The 11,836-nt window shown below is 73.1% G+C and carries 9 protein-coding genes and 1 rRNA gene; 6 read left to right on the top strand and 4 right to left on the bottom strand.

What is annotated here, in order from left to right; all coding sequences use genetic code 11:
* Window positions 1-104: 104 nt before the first annotated feature.
* From ACJOT3_RS10750 to ACJOT3_RS10735, 4 genes are all read left to right on the top strand, one after another.
* A complete protein-coding gene (locus ACJOT3_RS10750; RefSeq protein WP_406971462.1) occupies window positions 105-1,019 on the top strand; it encodes a sirohydrochlorin chelatase in 915 nt (304 codons plus the stop codon).
* A 254-nt stretch (window positions 1,020-1,273) separates the two neighbouring features.
* A complete protein-coding gene (locus ACJOT3_RS10745; RefSeq protein ID WP_406971460.1) occupies window positions 1,274-4,465 on the top strand; it encodes a sensor histidine kinase in 3,192 nt (1,063 codons plus the stop codon).
* On the top strand, window positions 4,455-4,889 hold the full coding sequence (locus ACJOT3_RS10740) for a DUF742 domain-containing protein (RefSeq protein WP_406971458.1): 435 nt from the start codon (window positions 4,455-4,457) through the stop codon (window positions 4,887-4,889). The genes ACJOT3_RS10745 and ACJOT3_RS10740 overlap by 11 nt, the downstream gene beginning before the upstream one ends.
* Before the next feature lie 336 nt (window positions 4,890-5,225).
* The gene (locus tag ACJOT3_RS10735; RefSeq protein WP_406971456.1) at window positions 5,226-5,741 is read left to right on the top strand and encodes a hypothetical protein; all 516 of its coding nucleotides are present in this window, start codon (window positions 5,226-5,228) and stop codon (window positions 5,739-5,741) included.
* 244 nt (window positions 5,742-5,985) lie between these two features.
* Here ACJOT3_RS10735 and ACJOT3_RS10730 read toward each other — a convergent pair whose 3' ends face one another.
* The 4 genes from ACJOT3_RS10730 to ACJOT3_RS10715 all read right to left on the bottom strand — a co-directional run bounded on the left by ACJOT3_RS10730 (window position 5,986) and on the right by ACJOT3_RS10715 (window position 8,961).
* On the bottom strand, window positions 5,986-6,708 hold the full coding sequence (locus tag ACJOT3_RS10730) for an HNH endonuclease family protein (RefSeq protein WP_406971454.1): 723 nt from the start codon (window positions 6,706-6,708) through the stop codon (window positions 5,986-5,988).
* Between the two features lie 264 nt (window positions 6,709-6,972).
* Window positions 6,973-7,548: a permease gene (locus ACJOT3_RS10725; RefSeq protein WP_406971452.1), complete on the bottom strand. Its 576-nt coding sequence runs from the start codon at window positions 7,546-7,548 to the stop codon at window positions 6,973-6,975.
* Entirely contained in the window at window positions 7,548-8,156 is a 609-nt protein-coding gene (locus ACJOT3_RS10720) for a TetR/AcrR family transcriptional regulator (protein WP_406971450.1), read from the bottom strand. Before ACJOT3_RS10720 ends, ACJOT3_RS10725 begins: the two co-directional genes overlap by 1 nt.
* A complete protein-coding gene (locus ACJOT3_RS10715) occupies window positions 8,149-8,961 on the bottom strand; it encodes an alpha/beta fold hydrolase (protein ID WP_406971448.1) in 813 nt (270 codons plus the stop codon). Before ACJOT3_RS10715 ends, ACJOT3_RS10720 begins: the two co-directional genes overlap by 8 nt.
* Window positions 8,962-9,214: 253 nt before the next feature.
* On the opposite strand from ACJOT3_RS10715, the gene tyrS reads away from it, so the two are divergent.
* Together tyrS and ACJOT3_RS10705 are read left to right on the top strand one after the other, a co-directional pair.
* A complete protein-coding gene (gene tyrS / locus ACJOT3_RS10710; RefSeq protein ID WP_406971446.1) occupies window positions 9,215-10,516 on the top strand; it encodes a tyrosine--tRNA ligase in 1,302 nt (433 codons plus the stop codon).
* Between the two features lie 873 nt (window positions 10,517-11,389).
* Window positions 11,390-11,836: ribosomal RNA gene (locus ACJOT3_RS10705) — 16S ribosomal RNA — on the top strand; the annotation flags it as partial.

Below are 11,836 nucleotides of genomic sequence, written 5' to 3'. Positions count from 1 at the left end.
GTTCGGGAGACACGCCCGTGGATATGCCCTGGAACGCTACAATGGCGCGTCAGTGACAACGCTCCGACCGGGCATCCCGTCCGCCTCTCATCCTGAATCCTGGTATGCGAAACTCTGATCGACTTCCCCCACGCGAACTGCCCAAGCGCAGGTCCGGCCGCCACCGGAACCCGCTGTCCTTCGACGACTGGTTCGGGACCCCGACCCTGATCATGGCGGTCCCGGGCACGGCCGAGCAGGCCAGGGGTGTCGACGGCGAGTCCATCGGTGCCCGGATGGCCGACCTGGTGCGCGCCTACCGGCCCGAGGTGACGATCCGCCACGGGCACCTCGAAGGTGAGGAGGACACCCTCGCCGAGGCGCTGGCCGGCCTGCAGGGCGACGGCGAGCGTCCGCTGACCGGCGTGGTCGTTCCGCTGGTCACCGCCCCGCACGCCGGGGTCTCGGCGACCATCGACGCCGCCGTGCGCGCCTCCGGCGCCGACGTGCGCGTCAGCGAGGGCCTGGGCCCGCACCCGATGCTCGCCGAGGTGCTGCACCTGCGGCTGGCCGAGAGCGGTTACGTGCGCGCCGACCGCATGCGCCTGATCAGCGTCGTGGCCCGTGACACCGGCATGGCCGACGGCGTCGTGGTGGGCGCGGTCGGCGGCGAGGCCGCCGTGGCCGCGGCCGGGGTGACCGCGGTCCTGCTGGCCGCCCGCCTGGGGCTGACCGTGCTGCCCGCCGACCTGGAGAACGAGGCGGCCCTGGAGCTGGCCATCGCCCAGCTGCGCCAGGGCGGCTGCCGCCGCCCGGTCATCGCCCCCAGCGCCCTGGGCCCGGAGCTGCACGCGGACCTGTCGGCCACGGCGGAGCGGTTCGGCGCGCGCCTGGGCACGTCGCTGGGCGCCGACGGCCTGCTCGGCAAGATCGCCGCGCTGCGCTACGCCGAGATCCTCAACTCGCTGGGCGTCGAGCAGCCGCCGACCGCCGACCAGCTGCCCGCCCCGGTCGGCTCGCGCCACCGCCCGGAGGCCTGATCGCGGCGACACGCCGTGGGATGAAGCGTGTTCGGGGGGCCGTCCGCTGTCGCGGGCGGCCCCTTCGGTGTTCACAGGGGCCTCGACCTGGCGGTTCGGAGGTGTCCGGGACGGTCATCGGGGGCCCTCCGTATCTCCGAAGGCAACTCGTAGTAATCGTTTGACAACGTTCCGCCATGATTTTTCGATAGCCTCGGCACGACCGAAAGCCGCCGAGGCCACCGGGCCCGGCACCCGCACAGGCTGGAGGGGCCATGCGCAGAACCCGGGTCAAAGCATCCACGATCCGTGGACAGCTCAACCGCATCGTGCTCGTTCCGAGCCTGTGCTTCCTGGCCCTGTGGCTGATCGTCGCCGCAGTCGGCACCGTCCAGGCCGTCCGGCTCATGGGCGCCGTCGCCCAGGCCCGCGAAGGCACCGAGGTCTTCTCCGCCGCCGTCCTCGAACTGCGCGCCGAACGCCGCCTGGGCCTGGTGCACCTGGGCCGCCTCGAAGCCGGGGACACCGTCGACACCGACGCCCTGCGCGAGCAGCGCGACCGCACCGACACCGCCGTCGCCGCCGCCGTCGGCCTGGCCGGGCAGCTCGAAGCCACCCGCGACGACGAGGTCCACCGCAGCGCCGAGGCGTTCATCGAGGCCGCCGACACCCTGCCCGCCCTGCGCACCGCCCTGGACGACGGCTCCGCCGTCCAGGAACAGATCCTCGTCGGCTACGCGCGGGTCCTCGACGACGCCACCGCCGTCACCACCGCCCTGGTGCACACCACCGACGGCGGGGAGAACCTCACCGACGCCGTCCTCACCAGCGAACTCCTCGGCGCCGCCGACGAATACTCCACCGCCGACGCCCTCCTGGCCGGGGTCGCCGCCCGCGGCGCCATGGGCTACGAGGAGACCGCCCACTTCACCTACCTCACCGCCTCCTACCGCGACACCCTGTCCGGGGCCGCCCCCCTGCTCTCCGCGACCGTGGCCGGCCACCACGAGTCGATGGCCGCCGACCCGGCCTGGACCCGCGCCGAGGACCTCAGCCGCGGCGTCGTCACCCGCCCGCCGGTGACCGCCGCCGACGACCCCGCACAGGCCGCGTCGCCGGAGTGGAACACCGCCATCGACGTCGACGCCGCCGACTGGGACGAATCCTCCGGCGCCTCCGTCGCCCTGCTTGACCGGGTGGCCCGCGCCCAGGCCGACCGGACCGTCGACCTGGCCTGGAGCGCCGCCCTCACCCAGGTGTCCCTCGGGATGGGCGCCGCCGTGGTCTTCCTGGCCGGCGGCGCCCTCGCCCTGGCCACCGTCGGCCGCTCCTCCCGGCGCCTCACCGACCGGCTCGCCCTGCTGCGCGAACGCGTCATGGAACGCGACGACGACCTGCCCGACATCGTCGACCGGGCCCAGCGCGGGGACCGGGTGGACGCCCACGAGGAGCTGCCGCCGCTGGACGAGTTCGGCGACGACGAGATCGGCCAGGTCGCCGAGGCGTTCGACAGCGCCCAGCTCACCGCCGTCGAGGCGGCCGTGCGCCAGGCCGAGATCCGCCGCGGCGCCAACAAGGCGTTCCTGGGCATCGCCTTCCGCAACCAGAACCTCGTCCAGCGCCAACTGCGGCTGCTCGACGAGATCGAATACGACGAACAGGACCCCGAGGCCCTCGGCAGGCTGTTCCGGCTCGACCACCTCACCACCCGGGCCCGCCGCTACGCCGACAACCTCATCATCCTCGGCGGCGGCCAGTCCGCCCGCCGCTGGCGCCAGCCGCGCCCCCTCGTGGACGTGCTGCGCGCCGCCATCGCCGAGACCGAGGACTTCGAACGCGTCCGGCTCACCTCGGCGCCCCGCCTGCTCATGCACGGCCAGGCCGTCGCCGACATCGTGCACCTGCTGGCGGAGCTGATCGAGAACGCCACCCAGTTCTCCCCGGCGGGCACCCCGGTGGACGTGGGCTGCGGCCCCTGCCCGGAGGGACTCCTGGTGGAGGTCGAGGACCGCGGCCTGGGCATGTCCGAGCACGGCTACGAGCAGGCCCGCCGCACCCTGGCGCGGCCGCCGGAGTTCGACGTCATGGCACTGCCCGACGACCCCCGGCTCGGCCTGTTCGTGGTGGCCCGCCTGGCCGAACGCCACGGCGTGCGCGTTTGGCTGGAGCCCTCGCCCTACGGGGGAACCCGAGCGATCACGCTCATCCCCAAGGCCCTGCTGGAACCCGCCGACGCCCCGGCCGCGGCGGGCCCCCGCGGCGTGGTCCCGCCCGCCGCCGCCCCCCAGGGCGACGTCCGCCGCGCCTTCGGCCTGCTGGAGCCCCAGCCCACCGCCGCGGGCGCGTGCCCCGAGCGCGAACCGGAACGCTGGACCGACCCCGACACCACCGACGACCTCGTCGAACTCGACCCCCGCACCGACGACCCCGTCCAGGCCGCCGGCCCCCGGGCCTCCCACGCCGACGGCCCGGGTCGGCCGGGCCCCCACCGCGCCCAGGGCACCGGTCCACAGATCGCTTTCGGAGATGGTTCCGATGCGGCGGGCCCGCATCCCGAGCACGTCCGGACCACCGGCCCGCAGCCCGCCTTCGGGGATTCGGGCCCCCACCGCGCCCAGGGCACCGGTCCACAGATCGCTTTCGGAGATGTGGGGCCGCACTCCGATCCGGTTCGGGTAACCGGTCCGCGGACATCCGGCGCCGGCAGCCCCGCGGATTCGGGTCCGCACCGTGTCCAGGGCAGCGGCCCGCAGCCGCCGGTCGATCCCCACTCCCCGGGGGAGGAACTCCGGTACGGGCAGCAGCCGGTCGACGTCTCGGGCGAGATCGACCTGTTCGCGGAACCGCCCGTCTTCGAGGACGCGCCCACCGGCGAGCGGCCGCGGCCGCGGCACTCCGCCCCGGCCCCGCCCGCCGGGCCCCGGCCGGGCCCCGACCAGTCGTGGGACGTGCGCTGGGGGAACACCGGTCCCCAGGAGGTACTCGGCGACGCCCGTCGGCGTCCCGATTCCTTCCCCGCCGCCGCCCCCCGGCCGTCCGGCCACCCGGGGGAGCCCACCGAACCCCTGCCCCACCTGACGGCGGAGCACCGACGGCCCGACCCCGCCGCACCGCGCCCGGGCGGCGCGCACGAGGGCGGCCGCACCCCGCACCGCCGCGACCTGCCTCCCGGGTTCACCGGGCCGCGGCCCGTCGCCCCCGACCACGGCCGCCCGCCCGGCCCCGCCGGGCCGTGGGCGGAGGGGGCGCCGAGCGCGCCCTTCCCGACCCCGGACGGGCCGCCCGCCGGCGAGCACCCCCGCGGCGTCCCCGACGAGCGGGCCGCGGGCCCCCGCCGCTCCCGGCGGTCCCCCGACGGGCCCCCGGAGCCGGAGCGGGTCCCCCTGCCCAAACGCCCCGTGCCCCGCGAGCGGGACGCCCCCCGAGTACCGGCTCCCACACCACCGGGAGGACACAGTGAGCCATGACAGACGCCGGGCCCTGGCCCGGCACGAAAAGGAGGGCGCGGACCGCGACCCCGACGACGAGAACGGCCCGGACCGGGCCGAGGAGCGGTTCCTGCGCCCGTTCGCCGTGGCCGCCGGCGACCCGGACGGAACCGGCCCGGGCCCGGGGCCGGAGACGCTCGACCTGCTCACCCTGGTGGTCGCCGCGCGCACCCCGGGGCGGCGCGAATGGCTGCGCCCCGAACGTGAGGCCATCCTCCGCCACGCCCTGAGGGCCCGCACCGTCGTCGAGCTGGCGGCCGAGGTCAACCTCCCCGTCGGCCAGGTCAGGGCCATCGCCGCCCGGATGATCGCGGACGGCTCCCTCCAGCGGTGCGGTCCCTCCCGCCCGCTGGCCCGCAAGGACATCCTGCACGCCGTCCTCGTCGGCCTGCGCTCCCTGTAGCGCCCCGCGCGGCAGGCCCCCGCCCCCGCGAGCCCGCACCCGGCGGCCCCCGCCCGTGCGCGCCCTCTCCGCGGCCCGGCGACCCCGAACGCCACCCCGGTTCCGGCCCCGCTGCACTCCCGTTTCCCCACGCTTCACACCGATATCCCCCGCCGTCCCCCGCCCCACCGGATTGGTCCGGGCGTGAGCGGGAAGGGGGAACCGGGCGGCGACGCGTGTCGGAGCGGGGTTATCCACAGGTTCCGGAACACGCTGGTCTGGGCCTCGGGCACGACCCAGCATGAAAAGGAGCCGGAAGGTCCGGGAGGGTCCCGCACCACACCGGTCGGAGGCCCCATGCCCGTCATCCGCCCGGCCGCGGCGTTCCTCGCCGCGGTGTTCATGCTCGCGCTCACGACGGCCGCCGCCGTCACCGACCTACGAGGGGGAGAGTTGGACGGCTTCAGCATCGGACATCTGCCCGCAGCGATCGACGACCGGACCTCGGTGCCCGACTTCGAGTACGAGTGGGGTGACGTCGCCTTCACCAGCAGGGTGTGGGAGCGCCCCAGGGAGGGGGGCGGCGCCGAGGTGGTGCTCCAGGTCCTGGTCCTGCGCGGGGACGCGCTCACCGACCTGGACGCGCTGCGCGCCTTCCTCGCCGAGTACCACGAACGCGACCCCGACGAGTGGGCGCTCACCCCGTTCGACAACGGCGGGGTCCCGGCCCTGCACGGCGAGACCGAGGCCTTCTGGACCCCCGGGCCGGGGGTCGCGGTGGAGGTCCGCGACGCCTTCGGGATCCTCGGCCAAGAGGAGCTGCTCGCCACCGCCCAGGGGGTCACCCCCGCCGAACCCACCGACCCCGGCTGAGGCCCGCCGCACGGCCCGGCGGCCCGACCCCGCCGTGCCCGGCTCCCACCGCCCTGCGACGGACGGCCCGGCGCCACGGGCCGGCCCCGGCCTGCCCACGGCCCGGCGGCCCGCCCCGTGCGGAACCCGTCCCGCCCCGCCCCACCGCCCTACGACGGACGGCCCGGCGCACCCGGGACGCACCCCGGCGCGCCGGGCCGTCCCGGCGTCGGTGCCGCCCCGCGGGCGGCCCCGGTCCAGCGGCTCAGCAGCCGGCCAGCACCTCGCGCAGCGCGGTCTCCTCCTCGGGGTCCACGCTCAGCTTCCAGACGTGCTTGACCTCGATCCACGCGGCCACGTACTCGCAGTGCACCGACTCCAGCGGCGGCATCCACTCGGAGGGGTCGGCGTCGCCCTTGGACCGGTTGGTCGAGGCGCTGACCGCCCACAGCTGCGGCGAGGACTCCAGGTCGTTGGCGAACCTGCCCCGCTCCTCCGTGGTCCACGCGTGGGCCCCCGAGCGCCAGCCCTCCTTCAGCGGCACCATGTGGTCGATGTCCAGGTCCGCGGGGTCGGTGAAGGTCTCGCCGTCGTAGGCGCTGTACCAGGAACCGGAGACGGCCTTGCAGTCGTCGCCCATGTCCACGCCCTCCCCGGACCGCTCCAGCACCGTCTGCCGGGTGTTGCACCCGTCCTGGCTGCTCCAGTGGGGGAACACCGCGCGGTCGTACCCGGGCGGGTCGTTCTCCTCCTCGACGGTCAACTCGTCCAGCATGGTCCGGGCCTGTTCGACGGACAGGTCCTCGGAGGGGGCGGAGGTGCCGCCGTCCTGCGGGGCGCCGCCGCCGGCCTCCTCCTGGCCCAGGTCGATGATCCCGAGCTGATACAGGACGAACGCCGCGACGACGATCGCACCGACGACGGCGGAGACGAGCCCGCCCAGCTTCGACGACGACTTCTTGTTCGACGACGACTTCTTATCGGCCATGAGGGAACTCCACGAGCTGGCGAACGGGGTGTACCGCCTGGGGGCGGCTGTACCGCCTGGGGGCGGCGTCGACCTCCAGCTTGTCGCATATCGGGGCCGGTCGGGAACACCGGGTGGCGTCACGTTCGTCTCGGCCGACCGGAACGGGGGAGGAGGTGGGGGCCGGGACGGGAGGGAGGAACGGGCCCCGGACCCATGGAACCTATGGGATCCATGGGGTCCGGGAACCTGTGGGGTCCAGAGGATCTGTGGGACACAGGGGACTCAGGAGGCGAAGACGTCGAACACGAACGACCCGGCCAGCAGCACCCCGATCCCGATGCTGTACGCCCACGCCCGTCTGCGGTCCGGCAGGTCCCGCAGCGTGCGCCACCCGTACAGCAGCACCCCGGCCGCGACCAGCGCGCCCTCCACCACGGCCGCCGCCACGGGGACCTCCCACAGGCCCAGGCCCAGCAGCGGGCCCGAACCGCCGGGCAGCAGCGGCATGTCGGGCCGGTGCACCAGCAGGTCGAGCAGCCAGTGCGAGAACACCACCCCGCCCAGCACCCACCCGGCGTCGGGCCCCCACCGCTCCCGCAGGAACACGTGCACCAGCAGCCCCACGGCCGCCGCCAGCACCACGTTCGACACCAGGGCGTGCGAGAACGGCGCCGTGATGAGCAGCGACCCGTACCCGCTCGCCCCGGGCTCGGCCGGGGCCAGGGACTCCACACCCATCGCGGCCAGCGGCGCGAACACCAGGTCGGGGACCTGGGAGGCCACCAGCAGCGCCGCCATCGGTATCCCCGGCCGCCACGCCTTGACGATTCCGGCCACTCCGAAATGTCCGGCCAACATCAGTCCGTCCCCTCTCCGCGGGTCCCCCCGCCGTCACCCGCGCCCCCGGGCCAGTCCCGGTAAGCGCGCACGAACCCCTCCACCAGCAGCGCGAAACTCTCGTCCACGTCCTCGGGCAGGCCGAACCCGCCCTGTACCTCCAGGTCCACGAACCCGTGCAGCGCGCTGCGCAGCGCCCGGATCGCGTGCACCGACCGGTCCTCGTCGATCCCGAACCCGCGCAGCACCGCCGCCAGCACCGCGACCGGATCGGTGTCGAGCTTCACCTCGGTGGCGGCGACCACCCGGGGTAGCCCCTGCAGGGCGGCGTACCGCCCGGGGTGGGCGTGGGCGTAGGCGCGGTAGGCGTCGGCGCAGGAGCGCAGCGCGTCCGCCCCGGACCGGCCCACCGCCGCCCGCTGGACGGCCTCACCGATCTCGTTCGCGGCCAGGAGCGCGATCCGGCTCCGCAGCCCGGGCAGGCCCTCGACGTGCTTGTACAGGCTGGGCACGGCGACGCCGAACCGCTTGGCCACCGCGGCCAGGGACAGCGCCTCCCAGCCCTCCTCGTCCACCAGCCGGGCCGCCTCGGCGACCACCAGCTCCGGGGTGAGCCCGACCCTAGGCACCGGCGCGCACCTGCGCGATCAGCTCCTCCAGCACCGGCACGACCAGGTCGGGGCGCTGGCTCTGGGGGTAGTGGCCGGTCTCGGGCAGCATCACCACGCGGCCGCCGACGACCGAGCCCACCCAGGCGGCCTCCGCCGCCGGGTCCTTCCAGTCGGGGTCCAGCTCCCCGCCGATCACCACGGCCCGGGCGCGCAGCCCTTCCGCCGCCAGGATCTCCTCGTTCGGTGCGTAGAGGGTCGCGCGCACGGACCGGAAGCGGTCGGCAGGACGCAGCATGGCCAGGACCCGGTCCAGCTGCTCGCGGTGCCCCCGCGGCGTGCGGCCCTTGTGCAGGCCGTCGTAGAAGGCCACCAGCAGCCGCGGGCCCCAGGGCCGCACCATCATCAGCCGCAGGGCGACCCGCATGAGCGGGCCCGGCTTCCCGGCGCGCAGGAAGGCGGCCATGGGGACGATGCCGGCCACCAGGTCGGGCCGCTCCAGCGCGGCGATGGTCACGGCCGCGCCGCCCATCGAGGTGCCGACCATGACGACGTCCCGCCCGCCCAGCTCCTCGGCGAGGGCGATGGCGTCGCCGGCCGCGGCCCGGCTGGTGTGGTCGTCGAAGGTCGCGTCGCTGTCCCCGTGCCCGCGCAGGTCCATGACGGCGACGCGGTGCCCGGCCGCGGCCAGGGCCTCGCCCACGAACCGGAAGGACGCCCGGTGGTCGAACATCCCGGGCACGGCGACCACCAGGGTCCCGTCGGTGTTGCCGGCCCCGTACAGGTCGTAGGCGATCCGCCCCCCGGGCCGGGTGAGGTGTCGCACGGTCCGCTCTTCACCACTCAAGCTCATCTCCATAGCCCAGAAGCTAATAGCATTAGCTTGAGATGTCAAGGGCCCTGTGCCGCAAGGAATCCGGGAGCCGTGCGAGCCCGTCCGGACACGGAACCGATAGCGTGGCGGTGGAGCGCAGGTCAGAGGCGGCGGAGGGAAAAGAGGGTGAGCCTCCTTCGGCCCCGACCTACACTGCAAGGCAGATCGGGCCCCGGGCCCGCCTACGAATCAGAGAGCAAGCACAGTGACCGACATCATCGACGAACTCCAGTGGCGCGACCTCATCGCGCAGACGACCGACCTTGACGCACTCCGCAAGGCGATCGCCGATGGTCCGATCACCCTGTATTGCGGATTCGACCCGACGGCGGGGAGCCTGCACGTCGGCCACCTCACCCAGATCCTCACCCTGGCCCGCTTCCAGCAGGCGGGCCACCGGCCCATCGCCCTGGTCGGCGGCGGGACCGGCATGATCGGCGACCCCAAGCCCAACGCCGAGCGCCAGCTCAACTCCGTGGAGACGGTGCTGGGCTGGGTGGAGGCGCTGCGCGGCCAGCTGTCCGCGTTCCTGCGGTTCACCCCGGAGGGGGAGACCGCGGCGCCGACCGACGCGATCCTGGCCAACAACGCCGAGTGGCTGTCGGGGATCAACGCCATCGAGTTCCTGCGCGACGTGGGCAAGCACTTCAGCATCAACCAGATGCTCGCCCGCGAGACCGTCAAGAGCCGCCTCGACGGCGAGGGCATGAGCTACACCGAGTTCAGCTACGTGCTGCTGCAGTCCTACGACTTCGTGCAGCTCTACCGGCGCTTCGGGTGCACGCTCCAGACCGGCGGCTCCGACCAGTGGGGCAACATCACCGCCGGCCTGGACCTCGTCCGCCGGATCGACGGCAACGAGCCGCACGGCCAGGCGCACGCCCTGACCACCAACCTGCTCACCAAGGCCGACGGCACCAAGTTCGGCAAGACCGAGACCGGCACCGTGTGGCTGGATCCGGAGCTGACCTCGCCGTACGCGTTCTACCAGTTCTGGTTCAACGCCGACGACCGCGACGTGGTCCGCTACCTCAAGGTGTTCAGCTTCCGCTCCCGGGACGAGATCGCCGAGCTGGAGCGCCAGACGCAGGAGCGCCCGCAAGCCCGCGCGGCCCAGCGCGCCCTGGCGGAGGAGCTCACCACGCTGGTGCACGGCGCGGACGAGTGCCGCAAGGTCATCGACGCCAGCCTGGCCCTCTTCGGCCGCGCCGAGCTCTCCGAGCTCGACGCGCGCACCCTGGAGGCGGCCCTGGCCGAGGTGCCCAAGGCCGAGGTCTCCGGCCCGGTGGCCGACCTGCCGACGGTCGCGGACCTGTTCGCCCAGAGCGGCCTGACCCCGAGCAAGTCCGCGGCCCGCCGCGCCATCCAGGAGGGCGGCGCCTACGTGAACAACACCAAGGTCACCGACGTGGAGGCGCGCCTCACCGAGGACGACGTCCTCCAGGGGCGGTTCGTGGTGCTGCGCAAGGGCAAGCGCAACATCGGCGGGGTCGTCCTGACCGGCTGAACCACACGATCGAAGGTGATCCAGGGGGTCGGCGCCTGTGGGCGCCGGCCCCCTGCGTTGTGGGGGAGGCGCGCGGCGGAGGGGGCACGCCGTGGAGGGGACGCGGTGTGCCGCGGAGGAGAGCGGTCGTGGAGGAGGCGGAAAATTTGCCCCGGTATGAGGGTTTCGAGGGGGAATCTCCCGGGGAGAACGACTGTTGTCCAGAGACAACGGCCCCGTGCGCAAGCGCTCCCGGTGTGGGGAGCGCCCGAGACACGAGGCCCCCAGGACCCAGAGACGCGACCGCAGCCCTCAGGGGCGCCGGGTTCCCGGTTCGACACACGACCCGGGCCGTGGTTTGACGTCCTCGATACACCTCCCTATACTCATGAGAGTCGCTGCGGGACGGCGAACGCCCTGAGGGCGTGTTCGGCCCCGGACCGCGTTGACGCGACACTTCTTCTCCACCTCGACCAGAGCGTCACGGGCATGTGCCCGGAGGCGGTAGGGTTCGAGGGTCGCCCTGAAAAGGGCAACGAAGGGAAACAGGAATTCTGCACTCCTGGTCGGTTGATTCCGGAAAACGCCGGTTTGGCGGGACATGGAAACGCTGATAAAGTGAAGACACAACAAAGCGGAAACGCAGACGCCTTCCACGGAAGAGCGATCGGGTCGAAAGACTCCGGGGCTTGTACGGGAAGGGCGGTTGCTTCTTGAGAACTCAACAGCGCGTGTTCGATTTTCTTTAAGCCAAGTTTGTTTTGGCCCCGTCACACGAACCGGTCGGTGAGACCGGCAGAGTGTGCGAGGTTCCTTTGATTGAGCCAGACATGGTTCGGTCAGGATTGCTTCTAGGTTTCCGCGCCCCCTTTGTGGGGGTGGCGGTGCAAGACCTTTATGGAGAGTTTGATCCTGGCTCAGGACGAACGCTGGCGGCGTGCTTAACACATGCAAGTCGAGCGGTAAGGCCCTTCGGGGTACACGAGCGGCGAACGGGTGAGTAACACGTGAGCAACCTGCCCCTGACTCCGGGATAAGCGGTGGAAACGCCGTCTAATACCGGATACGACCCTCCTCCGCATGGTGGGGGGTGGAAAGTTTTTTCGGTCGGGGATGGGCTCGCGGCCTATCAGCTTGTTGGTGGGGTAACGGCCTACCAAGGCGATTACGGGTAGCCGGCCTGAGAGGGCGACCGGCCACACTGGGACTGAGACACGGCCCAGACTCCTGCGGGAGGCAGCAGTGGGGAATATTGCGCAATGGGCGAAAGCCTGACGCAGCGACGCCGCGTGGGGGATGACGGCCTTCGGGTTGTAAACCTCTTTTACCACTCACGCAGGC

Source organism: Nocardiopsis protaetiae (genome assembly GCF_045446735.1).
Taxonomy (GTDB): domain Bacteria; phylum Actinomycetota; class Actinomycetes; order Streptosporangiales; family Streptosporangiaceae; genus Nocardiopsis; species Nocardiopsis protaetiae.
The sequence above is the reverse complement of the archived record's forward strand: the minus strand, read 5'-3'. Positions and strand labels throughout refer to the sequence as shown.